The sequence below is a fragment of the Agrococcus sp. KRD186 genome (assembly GCF_017168255.1).
GTDB lineage: Bacteria > Actinomycetota > Actinomycetes > Actinomycetales > Microbacteriaceae > Agrococcus.
In genome coordinates, this window is sequence record NZ_JABFAP010000001.1 from 3,005,857 (window position 1) to 3,024,828 (window position 18,972).

The 18,972-nt window shown below is 71.6% G+C and carries 19 protein-coding genes and 1 tRNA gene; 13 read left to right on the top strand and 7 right to left on the bottom strand.

The features are described from left to right. Positions 1-12 precede the first annotated feature (12 nt). The 4 genes from J1M46_RS14615 to J1M46_RS14630 all read left to right on the top strand — a co-directional run bounded on the left by J1M46_RS14615 (position 13) and on the right by J1M46_RS14630 (position 2,653). Positions 13-684 carry an iron dependent repressor, metal binding and dimerization domain protein gene (locus tag J1M46_RS14615; RefSeq protein WP_206448447.1) on the top strand — a complete coding sequence of 224 codons (672 nt, stop codon included), beginning with the start codon at positions 13-15 and terminating at the stop codon, positions 682-684. Between the two features lie 159 nt (positions 685-843). Next, entirely contained in the window at positions 844-1,623 is a 780-nt protein-coding gene (locus J1M46_RS14620) for an NlpC/P60 family protein (RefSeq protein ID WP_206448448.1), read from the top strand. A gap of 100 nt (positions 1,624-1,723) precedes the next feature. Next, positions 1,724-2,494 carry an NlpC/P60 family protein gene (locus J1M46_RS14625; protein WP_206448449.1) on the top strand — a complete coding sequence of 257 codons (771 nt, stop codon included), beginning with the start codon at positions 1,724-1,726 and terminating at the stop codon, positions 2,492-2,494. 84 nt (positions 2,495-2,578) lie between these two features. Further along, positions 2,579-2,653: transfer RNA gene (locus tag J1M46_RS14630), tRNA-Arg, on the top strand. 13 nt (positions 2,654-2,666) lie between these two features. On the opposite strand, the gene J1M46_RS14635 is transcribed toward J1M46_RS14630, so the two are convergent. Beyond that, entirely contained in the window at positions 2,667-3,008 is a 342-nt protein-coding gene (locus J1M46_RS14635) for a YciI family protein (RefSeq protein WP_206448450.1), read from the bottom strand. Between the two features lie 48 nt (positions 3,009-3,056). On the opposite strand from J1M46_RS14635, the gene J1M46_RS14640 reads away from it, so the two are divergent. After that, positions 3,057-3,347 carry a DUF4287 domain-containing protein gene (locus tag J1M46_RS14640; RefSeq protein WP_206448451.1) on the top strand — a complete coding sequence of 97 codons (291 nt, stop codon included), beginning with the start codon at positions 3,057-3,059 and terminating at the stop codon, positions 3,345-3,347. A gap of 43 nt (positions 3,348-3,390) precedes the next feature. On the opposite strand, the gene J1M46_RS14645 is transcribed toward J1M46_RS14640, so the two are convergent. Both J1M46_RS14645 and J1M46_RS14650 read right to left on the bottom strand, forming a co-directional pair. Continuing rightward, positions 3,391-3,810 (bottom strand): CoA-binding protein, encoded by a 420-nt coding sequence (locus J1M46_RS14645; protein ID WP_206448452.1) that lies wholly within the window; start codon positions 3,808-3,810, stop codon positions 3,391-3,393. After that, entirely contained in the window at positions 3,807-5,309 is a 1,503-nt protein-coding gene (locus tag J1M46_RS14650) for an MDR family MFS transporter (protein ID WP_206448453.1), read from the bottom strand. The genes J1M46_RS14645 and J1M46_RS14650 overlap by 4 nt, the downstream gene beginning before the upstream one ends. 270 nt (positions 5,310-5,579) lie before the next feature. Between J1M46_RS14650 and J1M46_RS14655 the strand changes: the two genes are divergently transcribed. The 3 genes from J1M46_RS14655 (at position 5,580) to J1M46_RS14665 (ending at position 7,520) form a co-directional block, all read left to right on the top strand. Continuing rightward, the gene (locus J1M46_RS14655) at positions 5,580-6,161 is read left to right on the top strand and encodes a TetR family transcriptional regulator (protein WP_206448454.1); all 582 of its coding nucleotides are present in this window, start codon (positions 5,580-5,582) and stop codon (positions 6,159-6,161) included. 73 nt (positions 6,162-6,234) lie between these two features. Beyond that, a complete protein-coding gene (locus J1M46_RS14660; protein WP_206448455.1) occupies positions 6,235-7,071 on the top strand; it encodes an SDR family NAD(P)-dependent oxidoreductase in 837 nt (278 codons plus the stop codon). A gap of 68 nt (positions 7,072-7,139) precedes the next feature. After that, positions 7,140-7,520, top strand: a complete 381-nt coding sequence (locus J1M46_RS14665) for a nitroreductase family deazaflavin-dependent oxidoreductase (RefSeq protein ID WP_206448456.1) — start codon at positions 7,140-7,142, stop codon at positions 7,518-7,520. Between the two features lie 3 nt (positions 7,521-7,523). On the opposite strand, the gene J1M46_RS14670 is transcribed toward J1M46_RS14665, so the two are convergent. Next, positions 7,524-8,246: an NYN domain-containing protein gene (locus J1M46_RS14670; protein WP_206448457.1), complete on the bottom strand. Its 723-nt coding sequence runs from the start codon at positions 8,244-8,246 to the stop codon at positions 7,524-7,526. Positions 8,247-8,483: 237 nt separating this feature from the next. On the opposite strand from J1M46_RS14670, the gene J1M46_RS14675 reads away from it, so the two are divergent. Then, a complete protein-coding gene (locus J1M46_RS14675; RefSeq protein ID WP_206448458.1) occupies positions 8,484-9,545 on the top strand; it encodes a lipid II:glycine glycyltransferase FemX in 1,062 nt (353 codons plus the stop codon). Positions 9,546-9,552: 7 nt separating this feature from the next. Here J1M46_RS14675 and J1M46_RS14680 read toward each other — a convergent pair whose 3' ends face one another. Further along, complete coding sequence (locus J1M46_RS14680; RefSeq protein ID WP_342384399.1) at positions 9,553-9,894, bottom strand: type II toxin-antitoxin system PemK/MazF family toxin; 342 nt, start codon at positions 9,892-9,894, stop codon at positions 9,553-9,555. Continuing rightward, positions 9,891-10,091, bottom strand: coding sequence for a hypothetical protein (locus tag J1M46_RS14685; protein WP_206448459.1), 201 nt, complete (start codon positions 10,089-10,091; stop codon positions 9,891-9,893). Before J1M46_RS14685 ends, J1M46_RS14680 begins: the two co-directional genes overlap by 4 nt. A 133-nt stretch (positions 10,092-10,224) precedes the next feature. Between J1M46_RS14685 and J1M46_RS14690 the strand changes: the two genes are divergently transcribed. From J1M46_RS14690 to J1M46_RS14705, 4 genes are all read left to right on the top strand, one after another. Further along, the gene (locus J1M46_RS14690) at positions 10,225-13,257 is read left to right on the top strand and encodes a hypothetical protein (protein WP_206448460.1); all 3,033 of its coding nucleotides are present in this window, start codon (positions 10,225-10,227) and stop codon (positions 13,255-13,257) included. Continuing rightward, positions 13,254-13,952 (top strand): ABC transporter ATP-binding protein, encoded by a 699-nt coding sequence (locus tag J1M46_RS14695; RefSeq protein ID WP_206448461.1) that lies wholly within the window; start codon positions 13,254-13,256, stop codon positions 13,950-13,952. Before J1M46_RS14690 ends, J1M46_RS14695 begins: the two co-directional genes overlap by 4 nt. A gap of 69 nt (positions 13,953-14,021) precedes the next feature. Continuing rightward, positions 14,022-17,813 (top strand): AAA family ATPase, encoded by a 3,792-nt coding sequence (locus J1M46_RS14700; RefSeq protein ID WP_206448462.1) that lies wholly within the window; start codon positions 14,022-14,024, stop codon positions 17,811-17,813. Continuing rightward, complete coding sequence (locus tag J1M46_RS14705) at positions 17,810-18,112, top strand: hypothetical protein (RefSeq protein ID WP_206448463.1); 303 nt, start codon at positions 17,810-17,812, stop codon at positions 18,110-18,112. Before J1M46_RS14700 ends, J1M46_RS14705 begins: the two co-directional genes overlap by 4 nt. A gap of 429 nt (positions 18,113-18,541) precedes the next feature. Here J1M46_RS14705 and mscL read toward each other — a convergent pair whose 3' ends face one another. Beyond that, positions 18,542-18,937 carry a large conductance mechanosensitive channel protein MscL gene (mscL, locus tag J1M46_RS14710; protein WP_206448464.1) on the bottom strand — a complete coding sequence of 132 codons (396 nt, stop codon included), beginning with the start codon at positions 18,935-18,937 and terminating at the stop codon, positions 18,542-18,544. Between the last annotated feature and the right edge of the window lie 35 nt (positions 18,938-18,972).

Sequence of the window (18,972 nt, forward strand, 5' to 3'; positions counted from 1 at the left end):
GGAGAGCTGCGGGTGACCGATCTCGTCGACACGACTGAGATGTACCTCCGCACGATCCTCGATCTCGAGGAGGAGGGCATCGTCCCTCTGCGCGCCCGCATCTCGGAGCGGTTGAACCACTCCGGCCCCACCGTCTCGCAGACGATCGCCCGCATGGAGCGCGACGGCCTCGTGGTGGTCGCCGCCGACCGGCACCTCGAGCTGACCGACGAGGGCCGCGCGCTCGCGACCCGCGTGCTGCGCAAGCACCGGCTGGCCGAGCGGCTGCTGGCCGATGTGATCGGGCTCGACTGGAGCCTGGTGCACGACGAGGCCTGCCGCTGGGAGCACGTGATGAGCGAGCAGGTCGAGCGCCGGCTGCTGGCCCTGCTCGGCAACCCGACTGAGTCGCCCTACGGCACGCCCATCCCTGGGCTGGAGGAGCTGGGGCTGGCGCCGGCCGCGCCCTTCCTCGAAGGCGTCGTGCCGGCGACGGATGTCCGGGGCGAGTCGGTCGTGCGGCGCCTGGGGGAGCCGATCCAGTTCGACGTCGAGGGGCTGGCAGAGCTCCAGGCCGCGGGCGTCCTGCCGGGCGCGCGGGTGGTGGTGACCGAGGCCGCGGGCCGTATCCGTCTCGCCGTCGTCGGCGGCGCGGCGATCGACCTCCCGATCGAGCTCGCGCAGCACGTCTACCTCGAGGCCTGAGGCCGCCCGCGTTCAGGATCCGCTCAGGGAGCGTGCAGGCTCGCCGATACCGTGCCTGTCGATTGTGACGAATTGGTAACGGTCGGGTAGTGTCGCCGGGTCAGCCCCGCACGCAGCCGTGTGGGGAACTGCACGAAATGTCCTGGGGGATCACCGATTGTGAAGCAGCACACCACGACCGTCGCGGTCGCGAACGACCCTGCTCGCACCATGCCAGGCACCGTGCGCCGCGGCGCCAAGAGTCTCGGCGTCGTCAGCATCGCCGCGGCGCTCGTCGGCGCCCTGTCGCTGCCGGCCGCCGCGTTCTCGCAGCAGGGCCCGGCGTTCTCGCAGCAGCAGCTCGCCAGCATCATCGCCGAGAACTCGCAGACCGTCACGGTCGCCGCCGACGCCCGCGTCGAGGCGATCGGGCGCGACGGCATGTCGGGCACCACCCCCGCAGAGCTCGAAGAGCTCCGCGCGGCAGCGCAGGAGGCAGAGGAGGCCCGCCAGGCCGAGCTCGCCGAGGCGCGGGAGGCCGCCGCCGCGAACGCATCCGGCTCATCCTCGGCTTCGGGCGCAGCGGCCGCGGCGACCGTGAGCATCCCGGCGAACAGCGGCATCGTCGCCATCGCGCAGTCGCAGCTCGGCGTCCCGTACGTCTGGGGCGGCTCGAGCCCGGCCACTGGATTCGACTGCTCAGGCTTCACGATGTGGGTCTACGGCCAGGCCGGCCACTACCTCCCGCACGCGTCGAACGCGCAGGCGGGCTACGGCACGCCCGTGCCGGCCTCGCAGGTCGCCGCGGGTGACCTGCTGGTGTGGGACGGGCACGTCGCTGTCTACGCGGGCGGCAACCAGATCATCCACTCCGCAACGAGCGGCAAGCCCGTCAAGTACTCGAACTACGCGGCGATGCTCGCCGCGTTCGGCACCCCCGAGGTGCGCCGGTTCGGCTGAACCTGCGAGCCTGATGACAAATCGGTAACGATTTGGTAACGTATGTCGATGTGTCGCCCAGCGGCGCGTCTACGCAACGAGAGTTTTGGAGCATCAACCTGTGACGACTTCTACCGAGTTGACCGGCACCGAGCCCGGCAAGAAGCGCTTCGACCGCGCTTCGGTCGTGCGTGGCGCCCGTCGCGTCGGCGTGATCGCCGTTGCGGCCGCCCTTGCCACCCCGCTCGCGCTGCCGGCCTTCGCCTCCAGCTCTGACACGGGCTCGCAGGAGTCGCTGTCGACGCTCGTCGCCCGCGATGCGCAGCAGGTCTCCGGTGTGGTGACCGCCGGCGAGAGCACGCTGGCCGATGTCCGCCTCGAGGTGGAGGCCACGACCCCCGCAGAGCTCGAGCAGATCCGAGCAGAGCTCGAGGCAGCCGCTGAGGCCGAGCGCGAAGAGCAGGCGCAGGCGCAGGCACAGGCTGCCGCAGCTGCCAGCTCCAGCTCCAGCGGCTCGTCGACCTCTGGCTCCTCGGCGGCGGCATCCAGCTCGGCGCCTGCCGGCGCATCCGGCAGCGTCATCGCCAACGCCGCGCTCGCGCAGGTCGGCGTGGCGCAGGACTGCACCGCGCTCGTGGCCCGCGCGATCGCAGCTGCTGGCCTGACGTACACGGGCATGGTGAACCTTTCGAGCCTCGGCCCCGTGATCCCCCGCTCGGCGGCGTCGCCCGGCGACATCATCTACTACGCGAACGGCGGCACCGGCAGCCCGCACATCGGCATCTACATCGGCGGCGGCAGCGCGGTGCACGGAGGCTGGTCGGGCTACAACACGGTGGTCGCGGGTGTCGACATCGGCGGCTCCACCCCGGTGTTCTACGACATCACGTGAGCTGAACCCCCGCGCTGAGCGCCCGTCCCCGCACCGGGGGCGGGCGCTTCGCACGTGCGGCCCGCGTTAGACTCGTCGGGCACTGCCTCTGTAGCTCAATGGAAGAGCATCTCCGTCCTAAGGAGCTGGTTGGGGGTTCGAATCCCTCCAGGGGCACCAACGCTCTGGCCGATCACGACTCCGGGTCGAACATGAACTCGCGCACCTCCTGCGCGCACCGGCAGCCCTCCGTGATCCTCGCGGCCCACGCCATCGCTGCGTCGCGGTCGGGCAGCTCGAGCACCGCGAAGCCGCCAGTGAGCTCCTTCGTCTGCGGATAGGTGCCCTCGGTCACGGTGCCGTCGCCGGCGACCATCACGGGCGGCACGCCCTCGTCGATGCCGCCGCCGAACACCCACACGCCGGCCGCCTTGGCCTCCCGCACGACCTCGTGGGACGCATCCGACACCGCTTGCATCTCGGCGTCGGGCACCTGCATCGCGGGGGCGGGGAACGAGATCAGGTACTTGGTCATGGCGGCGATCTTCCTCCGTCGCGGGCGCGAGCGGAATACCCTGTGCCCATGTCGTTCCAGGCGTACCTCGACGCGATCGAGGACAAGACCGGGCTCACGCCACGCGCGCTCGTCGAGCAGGCCAAGGCGCGCGGCTTCGACGATCACAAGGTGAAGGCCGGCGAGATCCTCGCCTGGCTGCAGGCCGACTACGACCTCGGTCGCGGGCACGGCATGGCGCTCGTGCACGTCATCAGGAAGGGCCCGCAGATCGACGCGAAGCACGTCGGCTCGACCGGCTCGCACCGCGACGAGAGCGACACGCTCTGGCTCGATGGCAAGGCCACGAAGCCCAACTGACCCTGCGCGGCGACAGCTTGCGGCCGCCGCCCAGGCGAAGGGGTCAGCCTTCGCGACGCGGACGGATGCCGAGGCGGTCGACGAGCGCTCCCGTGCACGCGTCCTCGACGTAGTCGAGCCCTGCCGAGCTGGCGATCTCGGCCGCCTCGGCCGAGACGATGCCCAGCTGCAGCCAGAGCGCCGGCGCACCGATCTCGACCGCCTGCCGGGCGATGCCCGGCGTCTCCGCCGCGGGGCGGAAGACGTCGACGAGGTCGACCGGCACGGGGATCTCGGCGAGCGTGGGGTAGGCGCGCTGGCCGAGGATCTCGGTCGCCGTGGGGTGCACGGGGATGACGGTGAAGCCCGCCTCGATCAGGATCGCCGGGATGCGGTGGGCCGCCTTCGCGGGGTGCGTGGAGGCGCCGACGACGGCGATCGTAGGGGAGCGCTCGAGCAGCGCACGCAGCTCGGTCTCGTTCATGCTGGCACCTCCTGGTCGGCCGGTTTGCGGATGAAGAAGGCGAGCACGACCGCCGCGAGCGAGATCATCGCCGCGACGAGGAAGGCCATTCGCGCACCGGGGGCACCGGCCACGGCGATCGACAACCCGGAGGCCTCTCCCGCGTGCAAGACGCTCGAGTACAGCCCGATGAGGATCGCGACACCGGCAGCGCCCGCGACCTGCTGCAGGGTGTTGAGCACGGCGGAGCCGTGCGAGTAGAGGCGGCGCTGGAGGGATCCGAGCGAGGCTGAGAACAGCGGCGTGAACGACATCGACATGCCGACAGACATCGCCGTCTGCGCGAGCGCCAGCACCACGGCGGGGGTGGTCTCGCCGACGGTGGAGTAGAAGAACAGCACGCCGGCGACGAGCAGCGTGCCGGGCACCAGCAGCACTCGCGGCCCCTTGGCGTCATAGATGCGACCCATGACCGGGCCCAGCAGCCCCATGAGCACCGAGCCCGGCAGCAGGATGAGGCCGGCCTGCAGCGGGTCGAGGCCGACGACGTTCTGCAGATAGAGCGGCAGCAGCGTGAGGGTGCCGAACATCGCCATCGAGATGATCGACATGATGACGACCGAGACGGTGAAGTTGCGCGAGCGGAAGACGCGGAGGTCGAGCAGTGCGCCCTCCCGTCGCTGCAGCCTGAGCTGGCGCCAGACGAACAGCACCAGCATCACCAGGCCGGCGACGAGCGCGATGCTGCCGAGCGCGACCGGCGAGAGCGCCGATGCCCCGGCTCCGCCCTCCCCGCCCTGGCCGCTGCCCAGCTGGCTCAGGCCGAAGACGATGCCGCCGAAGGCGAGTGCCGAGAGGATGACCGAGGGCACGTCGAGCGGCGGCTTGCTCGTCTCACCCAGGTTCGTCAGCCACTTCGCGCCGACGAAGAGCGCGATGAGCGCGATCGGCAGCACGATCGCGAACGTCCAGCGCCAGTTGAGCAGCTCGAGCACCGCGCCCGACAGCGTCGGGCCGATGGCGGGCGCGAGCGACATCACGAGGCCGACGAGCCCCATCGTGCGGCCGCGCGAGTGCGCCGGCACCACGTTCATGATCGTGGTCATCAGCAGCGGCATCATGATGCCCGTGCCTGCGGCCTGGATGACGCGGCCCAGCAGCAGCGCGGCGAAGCCGGGCGCGACGAGGCACACGAGCGTGCCGATCGAGAAGAGCGTCATCGCGGCGATGAAGATCTGCCGCGTGGTGAAGCGCTGCAGCAGGAAGCCCGTGGTGGGGATGACGACGGCCATCGTGAGCATGAACGCGCTCGTCAGCCACTGCCCGAGCTCGGGCGCGAGACCGAGATCCTCGTTGAGCGCCGGGATGGCGATGCCCATCGTCGTCTCGTTCAGGATCGCGACGAAGGCCGCGACGAGCAACAGCCAGATCACCCGCATCCCGCGGGGATCGATCTCCGCAGGCTGGTGCTGCGGTTGGGGGCGCTGCGTGGGCACCGCGCCGGTGGCTGTAGACGTCATGGGGCTCCGGATGTGAAGAGGGGCGGATGCCTCGGGTCGCGTGTGCAAACGAGCCACGGGCAGAGAATCCACGCTATCGGCCATTCCTCGCCATCGATCCGCCTGCGGGCAGAGTTCATCGGCCCGACACCACGCTGTCAGAGAACAGCGAGCCGCGACGCCGCCGTCGATCGCGAACCGCAGGGGAGATCCTCGCCGGGCGGCACGATGACCACGGCCTGGGTCGTCACCAGTGTGGCAGTTTCTGCCACACTGGCCTAGCATGAAGCCATGGAGCGAAACAGTGGACTCAGCGCGCTCGAGGCGTCGCGTCTGCGGGCTTCGGAGCGCTGCTGCGAGCTGTTCATGGCGCGCGGCACCACGGAGCTCACAGTCGCCGAGATCACCGCGGTCATCGATGTGCCGCCCCGCACCTTCCATCGCTACTTCCCGAGCAAGGCAGAGTGCGTCGCACCGTTGTTCGACTGGATCACGAGGCGGTTCGACGAGCCCATCGTGAGTGCACCGGCGGAGCTGCCGATCGCCGAGCTGCTTCGAGCGGCCTATCGCGCTGGTCTGGGCGGAGAAGCCGCGACCCGTACCCGCACGCTCTTCCCGCTCGTCTTCCAGGACGACGCGATGTGGTCGGTGTTCCTGCGCAAGGTGCACGCCGGCGAGCGCGCGCTCGGTCCGGCGCTCGCGCCCCGGCTCGGGCTCGACCCCGAGAGCATCGCCGCGCGAACGGCGGCCGCTGCGGTCGCGAGTGCCACCCGGCTCGCCCTCGAGGCGATGGTGACGCGGGGTGCCGAGCCGGAGGAGACCTACATGGAGATCGTCGACGCATTCGCGTCGGGTGCCTTCCGTCGAGGTTGACGGGTGATACCCCGGGGCTCGGCCCCACCGGGGGCGCAAGGCAATCCGGGGTCGTGAGTGAGAGGAATCGAAAATGACAGGACTGCTTGCAGACAAGGTCGCCATCGTCACGGGCGGCACCAGCGGGATCGGCCTCGCGACCGTCGAGCGCTTCGTCGCAGAAGGCGCGAAGGTCGCGATCGCAGACATCCAGGACGAGCTCGGCGCGTCCATCGTGGAGCGACTGGGCGACAGCACGCTGTACGTCCACACCGACGTCACGGACGAGGCCGCGATCGAGTCGCTCGTGGCCGCGACCGTCGAGCGCTTCGGCAAGCTCGACATCATGTTCAACAACGCCGGCGCCGGGGGCGACCCGTCGTCGATGCTCGAGGTCGGCTCGGAAGGCTTCGACAAGACGCTCGCGCTGCTGACGCGTTCGGTGCTGCTCGGCCACAAGTATGCGGCGCGCCAGTTCCAGTCGCAGGGCACGGGCGGGTCGATCGTCTCCACCGCTTCCGCCGCGGGCATCCAGGGCGGCTGGTCGGCGGCGAGCTACACCGTCGCGAAGCATGCGGTCGTCGGCGTCGTGCGCCAGGCGGTCGCAGAGCTCGCGCCGCTCGGCATCCGCTCGAACGCGATCGCGCCGGGCATCATCATGACGCCGATCATGGCGCGCTCGTTCGGCGTGGCGATGGAGGAGGCCGAGCCGTTCGCCGACTTCCTCGCCGAGCGGCTCGGATCCACCCAGCCGATCGGCCGCACCGGCACGGCCGATGACATCGCCAAGGTCGCAACCTTCCTCGCGAGCGACCTCGCCGACTACGTGACCGGCGTCACGATCCCGGTCGACGGCGGCGCGACCGCGGTCACGCAGGGAACGTTCTCCACGGACGTGGTGGCGGCGGCAGCGGAGTACAACCAGCGCTGAGCGCGGTGCGCGGGGCGGCGCGAGGAGCGCCGCCCCGAGGCACTCCTCCTCAGGAGCATGATGGCGTCATGCGACGCGCCTGGCTCTGGTTCATCAAGCACACGCTCAACAAGCTCACGAGCAGGGCGGCGCGCAGCTCGGTCGGGCCGTTCTCGCTCGTGCGCCACGTCGGGCGCAAGAGCGGCAAGACGTTCGAGACGCCGATCATCGTGGCGCCGGTGCCCGAGGGCTTCGTGTGTGAGCTGACCTACGGCGACGACGTCAACTGGTACCGCAACATCGTCGCGGCGGGCGGATGCGTCCTGGTCGTCGACGGCGCCCCGCACGAGATCGTCGCGGTCGAGCCGTACGGCACCGACGCCGGCCTGCGAGCCTTCGGCGGAGCGGGGGCGGTGGTGCTGCGGCTGCTGCGCCGGCACGACTTCCGGCTGCTGCGCACCGCGGCCTGAGCGCTACTTCTTGCTGCGTACCTGCATGCCGCCGCCCTCGCGGCTCTCGATCTGGAACAGCTCGGTCGCTCGCACGAGGTCGGAGAACTTCGCATAGCCCCAGTTGCGGGAGTCGAAGTCGGGCTGCTGCTTGCGCATCAGCGAGCCGACCGTTGCGAGATTCGCCCAGCCGTCCTCACCCGACGCCGTGGTCGCGCACGCGCGCAGTCCGTTGACCAGCTTCGGATCGTTCCGCAGCTGAGGAGCGGGAACGCGTTTGGGCGCTGGCGCCACGTCCTCGGCCTCGGGTGCGGTCAGCACATCGAGGTAGGTGAACTCGTCACAGGCATTCCGCAGCGACTCGGGCGTCTTCCGCTCGCCGAAGCCGTAGACAGTGAGCCCCTGCTCGCGGATGCGCGACGCGAGGCGCGTGAAATCGCCGTCGGAGGAGACGATGCAGAAGCCCTGGAAGCGCCCGGTGTAGAGCAGATCCATCGCATCGATGATCAGCGCGATGTCCGTCGCGTTCTTGCCCCTGGTGTTGGCGAACTGCTGCATCGGCTGCAGCACATGCTCGCTCGCGGCCGCCTTCCAGCCGACCAGGTTCGACTGCGACCAGTCGCCGTAGACGCGCTTGACGGTGGCGGTGCCGAGGCGCGCGACCTCCGTCAGCACTGCGCCGATCATCGACGGCGCCACGTTGTCGCCGTCGACGAGGACGGCGAGCAGATCAGTTGGCCGGGCCATTCGCCAAGCATGGCAGTCGCGGGGCCGCGTTCAGCGCCGCGCAGGCAGCCGCAGCTGCAGTTCCGCCGTCGGCAGCCCGGTCACTGGCGCCCGGTGGCCCGCTCGATCACGATGCGGTCGGGGGAGGGCCGGCTCGACGCCCCGCCCCGGCGGCGCGCGCCGGTACCATCGAGGGCGGTGCCGTGTGCACCTGCGTGACACACCGCATCCGCCCACCACCCTTCAGAGAGCGAGCGCATGAGCACCTCGAGCGAGCCGAAGCCGGCGAAGGCGACCGACGGCGTCGCGTGGGATGCGCAGGTGCTGGCCGGGCAGTCGCGCGCGCACTACATGCAGTCGGATGCGTGGGCCAAGACCCGTGAGGCGAGCCCGTGGAGGGCGCTGCGAGACACGGTTGCCGTGCCGACCGCCGAGGGTGGCAGCCGCGAGCTGCCCATCCAGCTGTTCGAGCGCACCGCGCCGCTGGCCGGACGCCTGCTCTTCCTGCCGCGCGTCTCGGGCATCGACGCTGCCGCGATCGACGCGATCACCGCGCGCGCCAAGGCCTACCCGAAGCGCTGGTTCGGGCTGAAGATGGAGACCTTCGAGGCTGAGGATCCCGAGCTGATCGCCGCGTTCGAGCGCAACGGCTGGGTGCCGGCCGCCTCGAGCCAGTACCAGCACGCGGTCGCCGTCGATCTGACGGGCACGCTCGACGAGGTCGCCGCCCGCTTCAAGAAGCGCGCCCGCAACTCGTACCGCGCGGCCGAGAACAAGTTCGGCGTGACGGTCGAGAAGGTGCCGATGACGCCCGAAAACGAGGCGGAGATGCACCGCCTCATCGGCGAGACGAAGACGCGCTCGGGCGGCTACTTCCGCCACCCCGAGTACTTCCAGCGCATCTGGGATGTCTACAAGACCGTCGGCCAGGGCCACTTCTACGTCGCGCACTACGAGGGCGAGGTGCAGTCGATGGCGTTCGTGATGCGCTTCGGCGACACCGCCTGGTACAAGGATGCGGGCTCGATCCGCGAGAACGCGAAGATCTTCGCGCCCTACCTCATGCAGTGGAAGATCATGCAGGACCTGCACGCCGACGGCGTCACCCTGTACGAGCTGGCGAACATCCCCGACCCGGCCGAGTGGGAGACGAGCGACATCCGCGGCCTCTACACGTTCAAGACCGCGTGGGCGCAGGAGCCGGTGAAGTACATGCCGACGTACGAGCTACCGCTGAGCCCGCGCTTCGCGCTGTGGCAGCAGGCGGGCCGCTGGCTGCGCGCCGTCTACACGCGGCGCACCGGCGACGCCTGGTACTGAGCCGCTCCTACGCGGACGGCGGCGGGGCGGCGTCCTGCACGCCGAGGTAGTGCGCCAGCGCGAGCTCGACTTCGGCGAGCTGATCGCGGGTGAGGTAGTCCACTGGCTCGCCTACGACGTGGTCGACGTCGATCGAGCGGATCTGGTCGACGAGCATGCGGGTCTGGCGGCCGGCGATCTCGAACTCGGGCCGGTAGATCGACGCTCCCGCCGAGGTCGACGCCGGGATCACGGTGACGACCGAAAGCGGCGAGTCGGAAGGCGAGACGACCAGCCCCAGCCGCTTGCCACCCTGCTCGTGGCCACGCGGCCGGCCGAGGTCGATGCGGTAGACCGCGCCGCGAATCACCAGGCCTCGGGCTCGGCGTTGAGGTCTTCGTCCTGCAACGCCTCCGCGTCCGCGCGGAACTGCGTCAGCCAGCGCTCGTGGTCGAGGTGGCGGAGAGCCCGACGCAGCGTGTCCGATGTGTTCTCGCCCGGCAGCGCCGCACTGCGCAGGATCCGCGCGTCATCGGCGGTGGGGCGGAACCCGATCGTGGTCGCCATGCCAGCCAAGGTATCGCGCGTTCAACAATTGTTCAACAGATGCAGGCGGGCGAACAATGCACATTGAGCACGGTTCAATAACGAAGCGGCGGATGCGGTGCCGCTGCCCGCGCGTGCATGTGACGATGGGCGGGTGCGTGCGCAGAAGCCGACCAGCGGGGGCAGCCCCGGCCCGCTGCGTCGTGCGCTGCGCTCGCGACTGACCACCGCATCCACCGCACTGCTCGCTCTGAGCCTCATCGCGAGCGCCGGCACCGGCACAGCCGCGTCGGCGCAGCTGCAGGGGCTGCTCGACGACAACTGGCGCGGCCTCTACGACCTGCTGGTGACTGCACCGGGCTCGGAGGTCGAGCTCGAAGGGCTCATCTCGCCGTCGGCGCTCGGCGCGCTCGAGACCCGCATGACGCTCGATGACCTCGCGACGGTCGCGGGCATCGAGGGCGTGGAGGTGGCGGCGCCGCTCGGGTCGGTGACGGTCGACACCGAGTTCGGCGCGACCGGGCTGTACGTCTCTGCGCCCATCACGCCTGGCGACACGGTGGAGGATCCGCACGGCTATCGGCTCACGCTCACCTACACGAGCGACGACGGCCTCGGAGAGCGCGTCATCGACCAGGTGCGCGTCGGCATCTCGTTCGACGACGCCGATCTTCCGACGGTCACCCCGATGACGCCTGAGCAGGCGGCGCAGCAGCAGGGCACCTGCTGGGTTGACGGCGTGGGCTACACCGAACCGTCGCCGGAAGCTCCCGAATGCTTCGTGAACCTCCGATTCCCGATGGAAGTGGTCGGGTCGAACGGCCAGGGCAACGCGACGACCACGATCGAGGAGGGCCAGGTGGTCGCTGCCCTGCAGGCGGTGCCGGTCGTGCCGTCGACCATCACGCTTGTCGATCCGGCCGCCGAGCAGACGCTGCTGGGGGGCGAGGGTGCGTTCCTGCAACCGCTCGCAGACCTCGGAGGCAGCGAGCAGACGTATCAGACGCTCGCCGACCACTTCGAGAGCGCGCCGAACGCGCGTACCGACGCGATCGAGCAGGAGGCGGAGCAGCAGAGCGCGCGGCTCCAGGACGTCACCGGGCCGGACGGCGAGATTGTGCAGGAGCTGCAGGGTGTCATCGGCAACCGTGATCCGCTGCCTGTGCTGCCGGTGCTCACCGCGCCGGTGCAGCAGGGATCGCTGCGGCTGAGCGTGCGCGTCGAGTCGGGCTTCGACGCGCCGGAGGACGGCGGCATCCGTGGGGTGCCCCGCTCGGTCTTCGGCGAGGAGCCGGGCACCCTCGTGCGGGAGTACGAGCTCGACGCGAGCACGCTGCTCGACCCCTTCGGCACCGACGCGATCGTCCTGCCGATGCTCGGCGACGATGCCCCGCGAGTCGGCCCTGACGAGCTCGAGCCGATGCCCGGCATCGTCCCAGCGGGCTCTGCGGTCACCGCCGCGCTGCCGTTCACGTCGCAAGGGGATGGCGTGGCGGTCATGGCCGAGGAGTACCTCGACCCACGTCTGCTGTGGGACGCCCGTGGTCGCACGCTCTTCTCGCCGTCCGCCGACGGAACCGCGATCGGCGCGCAGTCGATGTACCGGCAGATCGTCGAGCAGTACGTCGACGTGCCCCAGAGTCTGGAGGGGATGCCTGCCGTCGTCCCCATCGCCGACTACGACGCATCCGCCATCGCCATCGACGACTCCTCGCTCGGCTATGCGCCGCTCGGCTCGTTCGACCGGGTCGAGACGACCCTGGTGGCGGATGCCTCGGGCGCCCCGGTCGATCCGGTGCAGCTCGCGCCGCCCATCACCGGCTTCGGCATCACCAATCCCGTGCCGACGGTGGTCGCCGACATCTCGCAAGCGGGACTGCTGCAGCTCGACGACCCGATCTCGTCGATCCGCGTGCGGGTCGCGGGCGTCGAGGGCGGCTACACGCAGCAGAACATCCAGCGCGTCACCGAGGTCGGGCAGCGGCTCGTGGACGCCGGCTTCACCGTGACGATGGCGGCGGGCTCGAGCCGGCAGGACGTGCCGATCGAGCTGGGCGGCTGGGCCTTCGGCGTCTCGCCCGATGCGCTCGCGCAGGCTGAGGCCTCGGGGACGGATGCGGTGCAGACGGTGGGCGCGCTCGGCACGGTCGAGCAGCGGTGGCCGTCCATCGGCGCTGCCCAGCGGGTCGAGGCGGCGGTGGTCTCGTCGACCATCGGAGTGCTGGCGCTCGCGATCGGCGCGGCCACGCTGCTGTTCGGGGTCGTGCAGCTGGCCGGCGTCGGCCCGCGGCATCGCGATGCGGCGCTGCTCGCCAGGATCGGCTGGCGCCGCTCGCGCATCGCCCGTCGGTTCGCCGCTGAGGACGCTGTGACGCTGGGCGTGCTGGCGGTCGCGGGGCTCGGCGCGATCGGGCTGATGGCGACGCAGTCGATCGGCAATGTCGATGCCTCGACGCCGTGGATCGTGGGCGGGGCACTCGCGGTCGCCGTGGTGATCGCCGGCGGGGCGCTCGCGGTCTCGGTGCCGGCGCTGCATGCCACTCCCGCACCGCCGCGTGCGCTGGCAGGCGGGAAGCATGCGCCGGTGCCGACGCCTCGAGCGCTCGCGACCTCGACGGTGGGCTTCGGCATCGGGCAGGCCCGGCTGCACCTCGGCCATGCCCTCACGGTGCTGACGGCGCTCGTGCTCATCGGGCTCGCGACAGCCGGCGCCTGGACGGTCGTGCAGCAGGGCATCGCCGCCGCGGGCCGGACCGAGCTCGCCGACGCCTCGAGCGCGCAGGCGCTGATCGTGCAGGCGCTGCTTGCGGCCATCGGCATCGTCTCGGGTGTCGTGCTGGTGGTGCTCGCGCGCCGGCTGGATGCGCGGCTGCGCGCCGGGCAGTGGCGGGCGCTGCATGCGATGGGCTGGGGGAGCCGCCGCATCTGGGGCGCCCGTGCGGTCGAGCTGGTGACGGTCGGCGTGCCCGCGATCCTGCTCGCCGCCGTGATCGCGTGGTTCGGCGCGCCGCTCGCGGGGGTGGAAGACCCGATGCCGATCGCGCTGGCGGCGCTGGCGGCGCTGCTCGCCCTCCTGCTCCTGCTCGCGCTGCAGCGCACCGATCGCTCGTCAGCGCGCGCTTCGAGGCGAGCTCGCCCGACCGAGTCGGCCGCCGCCGAGCCCGCTTCCACGGAGGGACGCCCATGACCACCACAGACACAGCCGAGGCGGCCAGCGAGGTCGCGGCGACGCATCCGGTGCTCGCACTCGACGGCGTGACGATCGCCTACCCGGTCGCCGCCGACCGCACCGTGACCGTCATCGAGGGCTACGACCTGGTGCTCGAGGCCGGAGGCTTCCACTGCCTCGCCGGGCGCTCGGGCTCGGGCAAGACGAGCGTGCTGCGGGTCGCGGCCGGGCTCGCGAACCCGACCGAGGGCAGCGTGGCGTGGGCGGGGGATGCGATCGCCGAGCTGTCGCCGCACGCGCTCGCCGACCGCCGCAACACCTTCCTCGGCTACCTCGACCAGGGCGGCGAGCTGCTGCCGGGGCTCACGGCGCTCGAGAACGTGCTGCTGCCGGCCGTGCCGACGCGAGCGGTCAAGCGGCTCACCGCGCGGGCGGTCGAGCTGCTCGAGCACGTGGGCGTCGACCATCGCATGCAGCACACGCCCGACCGGCTCTCCGGCGGTGAGCGGCAGCGGGTGGCGCTCGCGCGGGCGCTGCTGATGGAGCCGGCGGTCGTGGTCGCCGACGAGCCGACCGCGAGTCTCGACCGCGAGAGCGCCGACACGGTCATCGAGCTGCTCGCGGGCCTCGTCGACCACGGCGTCGCGGTGCTGGTAGCGGCGCACGATCCGGGTCTGATCGCTGCGGCCGGATCGGTGACCCGACTCGATTGAGCCGCGCGATTCTGCGGGTTCTCGCAGTGTCACCCAGGCGCCGAGCCTCCGCTTGACTATCCTCGCGGTGTGCGTGATGACGAGACCGAGAACCAGGGCGACCGGCCTGTCGACGGCGCGCAGACCGACGAAGCCGCGTTCGACGACGCCGCGTTCGGCGAGGCCGCGGCCGAGAGCGACGCGATCGACGATGGCGCGCCCGACCGACCGACCGACGTGGCCGGGCCCGACCGCGAGCTCGTCAGCCCCGCATCCGTCCCCTCCCCAGAGTCGCAGCCCGCCAGGCGCGAAGGGGAGTGGGAGGCCTGGGCGGCCGCGCTCCGCAGCGTCGGCGGCCGCAGCCCGCTCACCGACTTCATCGACACCACCGCCACCCGGATCGAGCTCTCCACCACGCACCCCGGTGGTCTGGCACAGTTCATCACCGGCAGGCCGACGGCGCTCTCGAGCCTGATCCGCGACGACCTCGCGCTGCGCGCCGCCCGCTCGGCCGCCGCCGCGATCGCCTCGAAGGGCATCGAGCTCGCCGCCGCCCGCTCGATCGACGCCGTGCACCTGGGCATCGGCATGGCCCGCTTCCCGCATGGCGACACGGAGGTCTACGGGCCGGTGCTGCTGCGCCCGCTGGTGGTGCGCCGCCGCGGCCGTGACTTCGAGCTGCAGCTGCTCGGCCGCCCCTTCGTCAACCCGCGGCTGGCGAGCATCCTGCGCGGCCACCACGGCGTGCGGCTCGACGAGCGGCAGCTCATCCAGCTCGGCTCCGGCGAGGGCACCTTCACCCCCAACGCGGTGCTGGATGCGCTGCGGCAGGCAGCCGCGCACGTGCCCGGATTCACGGTGGAGGCGAGGCTGCTCGCCTCGACCTTCGCCGACGTGGGCGAGCCGATGGCCGCCGACCTGCAGCAGCAGGAGCACGACGTGCTCGACGCCGTCCGCGGTGACGAGCAGGCCGCCTGGCGGCTGCGCGAGGGTCGCGCCGGCATCGACGAGACGCCGCAGGATCGGCGCGACCCCGAGGTCGACCGACTGGTGCTCGACGCCGACGGCGAGCAGGACGCCGTCATCGCCGAGGCCGCCACCGGCAACTCGCTCGTCATCGAGGCGCTGCCCGGCACCGGCCTCACCCAGACGCTCGTGAACGTGATCGCCGCGCTCGTCGGTGACGACAAGCGCGTGCTCGTCGTCAGCCCCCGCCGCGCCACGCTGCGCGACATCGGCGACCGGCTCGCCGCCACCAAGTTGCAGGGCCTCGCCGTCTCTGAGGCGACGCTGCGCCGCGACCTGATCGCCGCCATCCGCCGCATCGAGAGCTCAGCGAAGCCCGACACGAACGAGATCGACGAGGCGATGCTGCGCCTGCGCAAGGTGCTGCTCGACTACCGCGCGGCGCTGCAGCGCGTCGACCCCGAGCTGCACGTGAGCGTGCTCGACGCGCTCAAGGAGCTCTCGCGGCTGGCGATGCTGACGCCCGCCCCCTCCACCCGCGCGCGCCTGAGCGAGCAGGCCACCCGGCAGCTCGCCACCGACCGCCCGCGCGTGGCCGCCACCATGCGCAAGGCCGCAGACCTCGGCCAGTTCAAGTACGGCCCGGGTGACACCCCCTGGTACGGGGCGTCGTTCGCGACCAGCGGCGACGCATCCGCTGCCTTCGACGACGCGAAGGCACTCGCCGGCGGCGATCTGCACGCGCTGCAGGCCGAGGCCAAGAAGGTCATCGGCGACACGAAGCTGCGGCCGGCCGCGTCGCTGGCCGAGCTCGGCATCCAGGTGGCGCTGCTGACCGACGTGCGCGCCACGCTCGACGTGATGACGCCCTCGATCTACGACCGGCCGCTGGGCGAGCTCATCACCGCCACCGGCCCGCGCCGGGAGGCGATCCAGTCGCTCGGCGGCATGCAGCGCCGGCGGCTGCGCAAGCTCGCCGAGGAGTACGTGCGGCCCGGCAGCAGCGTGCCCGACCTGCACGACGTGCTCGTCGCGGCGCAGCAGCAGCGGCGGCTGTGGGCGAAGTGGGCGCCGGACGGCTCGATCCCCTCGGTGCCCGCGGGCCTGGCAGCCCTCGACGCGCGCCTGCGCGACGTCGCCGCGCGCCTCGGCAGCCTCGACGCGGCGCTGGGGCCCGAGACGAAGAGCATCGACCTGTCGATGGGCGATCTCACCGAGCGGGTCGCCGAGCTGGCCGCGCCCAGTGACGCGCTGCAGAACATCCAGGAGCGGGCCGAGCTGATGGCCTCGATCGAGCGCCTCGAGCTCGACGCGCTGCTCACCGACCTCGCCGACCGGCACGTCAGCGACGACCAGGTCGAGCACGAGCTCGATCTGGCCTGGTGGCAGTCGGCGCTGCAGACGATGCTGGCGAAGGAGCGTGCCCTGCTGCGCGGCAACACCGAGGTGCTGCGACGCCTCGAGCAGGATTTCGCGCTCGTCGACGAGGCCCACGTCGATGCCTCGAGCGCCCGGCTCGCGCACCAGATCGCCCAGCAGTGGCGGCTCGCGGTCGACGACCACAGAGGCGAGGCGGATGCGCTGCGGCAACTCGTCAAGGCCGGTCCCGTGGACGCCGACGAGCTGCAGCGCGTCGCCGGCCACCTGACCCGCTCGGTCGCGCCGGTGTGGCTCGCCTCGCCGTACGACCTGCACCGGGTGCCCAAGCGCATCCCTTTCGACGTCTGCATCATCGCGGACGCCGGCGCCATCACGATCGCCGAGGCCGCGGGCGCCATCAGCCGCGCCCGCCAGGTGATCGCGGTGGGCGACTCGGCCACCCAGACGCCATCGCCGTTCGACGTCGGCATCTCGACGCTCGGCATCCGCCCCAGCGCCGAGCTCGCCACCCCCGACGAGCTGCACGCCGAGTCGGCGCTGTCGCGCCTGGGCGCGGTGCTGCCCAAGCTGCACCTGACCCGCTCGTACCGCACCGGCGGCGCCGACCTGGTCACCGCCGTCAACGAGCGCTTCTACGAGGGCCGCATCGAGGCGCTGCCGTGGGCGGGCGCCTACCTGGGCCACGCCTCGCTGACGGCCTCGATCGTGCACGGCGCGCACGGCCTGCCCGAGCAGGGCGCCGCGACCGTCGAGAGCCCCGACGCCGAGGTCGAGCGGGTCGTGCAGCTGGTCACGCAGCACGCGCGCTCGCGCCCGCAGGAGTCGCTCATGGTGGTCACCGCCAACGAGAAGCACGAGGTGCGGGTGCAGCAGGCCGTGATGGCGGCGCTGGCGCACAACTCGGCGCTCACCGACTTCGTGGTCGCCGACCGCGACGAGCAGTTCGTCATCGTCGACGTCACGCACGCGAGCGCGCTCAGCCGCGACCGGGTGATCTTCTCCATCGGCTACGGGCACACCAAGCACGGCAAGAACGTCGACTTCGGCACGCTCGGCCACGAGGGCGGCGAGCGGCTGCTGGCCGTCGCGATGACGCGGGCGCGCAAGTCGCTGCAGATCGTCGCCTCCTTCGACGCGGCAGAGCTCGACCCGGCGAAGCTCGAGCACGGAGCCGCGCAGCTGCGCGAGATCCTGCTCGATGCGGCCGCCGGCCAGCGCCCGCAGTCGTACTACGGCGGCGACCCGCTCATGGTCGACTTGGCGACGCGGCTGCGCCGGCGCGGGCTGCGGGCCGACGTCTCCTACGACGGCCAGCTGCCGCTCGTGGTCGCCAACGGCGGCGTCTGCGCGGCGATCGAGGCCGACCACGACGACGGCGACCGCACGCTGCGCGAGGCGCTGCGGCTGCGGCCCGAGGTGCTGCGCCGCTTCGGCTGGCACACGATGCGCGTGCACGCCTTCGAGCTGTTCACCGACCCCGAGGGTGTGGCCGACCGCATCGCCGAGCTCGTCGGGGCGGATGCGTCGACGTCGTGACCGGCGACCGTCGCGCGTCCGACGGTGCGGCTGGCGCGCACCAGGTAGCCGGTGCCGCAGAGGCGGCAGACAGCGAGCCGACGCGCGCTGACAAGACGGCCCGCGCCGCCGAGCCAGCCGGCGCCGACGAGCTCATCGAGGATGCGCCGGCGCCGATGGTGATCCGCAGGCGCGGTCGCCGAGTGAGCACGGAGCCGTCGCCCGGCTACACGGGCGAGCCGCCCACCGAGCGCCAGCAGTCGTCCGAGAACGACGCGCGCCTCTGGGGTGACCTACCGCCGCACTGGGGCAAGCGCTAGCGGCTGCGCGGCGGCTGCGCGGCGGCCGCGCGCCGCCCGCACGCCGCCCGCACGCCGCCCGCACGCGTCCCTTCGCCGCCGCTGCGCGGACCCGTTCGGGATTCGGGGACCCGTTCGGGATTCGGGGACCCGTTCGGGATTCGCGGACCCGTTCTGCCGGCAGCAGACCATTGCGTGGACCTGTTCCGTCGGGCTGGACCCGGTACATCGGGTCCTCGAATCCCGAAGGGGTCCGGCCAGCGGAAGGTGCGGTGCCGGTGGGGCGCGGAAGTGGCAGCCGGTGGTGGCCGCCGGTGGTGGCCGCCGGTGCTGGCCGCCGGTGGTGGCCGCCGGGGGTGGCAGCCGGAGAGGCGCAGTGGCGCCACCCGCAGACGCAGAACGGCGGCCCCTCGCGGGACCGCCGTTCGTGGTGCGGGTGTGCGTGGCGCGTCAGGCGCGCGGCGCGGTGCCCGGCGCCTGCTGCGCACGCAGCAGGTCGCGGATGTCGTGCAGGATGTCGACGTCGGTCTCGGCCGGCTCGTCGGCGGTGACGCCCTTGCGGCGGTCGTTGCGCTCCTTCAGCTTCGCCATCGGCAGGACGAGCGCGAAGTACACGACCGCTGCGATGATGACGAAGTTGATCAGCGCGGCGATGACCAGGCCGATCTTGAAGATGCCCGCGGTGGCATCCGCGATGTCATCGGCGTTGAACATGGCGGCGATCATCGGAGTGATGATGCCGTCGACGACCGCGGTGATGACAGCCGTGAGCGCGGTGCCGATGACGACGGCGATCGCGAGCTCGACCACATTGCCCTGCATCAGGAACTTCTTGAAGCCCTCCATGGGGTCCTCCTCGAGAGTGTGCTGGTTGTGAAGGG

Bases quoted from the DNA above. Each gene is read 5' to 3' on its own strand.
- J1M46_RS14635 (WP_206448450.1), bottom strand. From the start codon at position 3,008: ATGACCAAGTACCTGATCTCGTTCCCCGCCCCCGCGATGCAGGTGCCC.
- J1M46_RS14675 (WP_206448458.1), top strand. From the start codon at position 8,484: ATGAGCACCTCGAGCGAGCCGAAGCCGGCGAAGGCGACCGACGGCGTC.
- J1M46_RS14695 (WP_206448461.1), top strand. From the start codon at position 13,254: ATGACCACCACAGACACAGCCGAGGCGGCCAGCGAGGTCGCGGCGACG.
- mscL (WP_206448464.1), bottom strand. From the start codon at position 18,937: ATGGAGGGCTTCAAGAAGTTCCTGATGCAGGGCAATGTGGTCGAGCTC.
- J1M46_RS14660 (WP_206448455.1), top strand. From the start codon at position 6,235: ATGACAGGACTGCTTGCAGACAAGGTCGCCATCGTCACGGGCGGCACC.
- J1M46_RS14685 (WP_206448459.1), bottom strand. From the start codon at position 10,091: ATGGCGACCACGATCGGGTTCCGCCCCACCGCCGATGACGCGCGGATC.
- J1M46_RS14645 (WP_206448452.1), bottom strand. From the start codon at position 3,810: ATGAACGAGACCGAGCTGCGTGCGCTGCTCGAGCGCTCCCCTACGATC.
- J1M46_RS14650 (WP_206448453.1), bottom strand. From the start codon at position 5,309: ATGACGTCTACAGCCACCGGCGCGGTGCCCACGCAGCGCCCCCAACCG.
- J1M46_RS14640 (WP_206448451.1), top strand. From the start codon at position 3,057: ATGTCGTTCCAGGCGTACCTCGACGCGATCGAGGACAAGACCGGGCTC.
- J1M46_RS14670 (WP_206448457.1), bottom strand. From the start codon at position 8,246: ATGGCCCGGCCAACTGATCTGCTCGCCGTCCTCGTCGACGGCGACAAC.
- J1M46_RS14665 (WP_206448456.1), top strand. From the start codon at position 7,140: ATGCGACGCGCCTGGCTCTGGTTCATCAAGCACACGCTCAACAAGCTC.
- J1M46_RS14655 (WP_206448454.1), top strand. From the start codon at position 5,580: ATGGAGCGAAACAGTGGACTCAGCGCGCTCGAGGCGTCGCGTCTGCGG.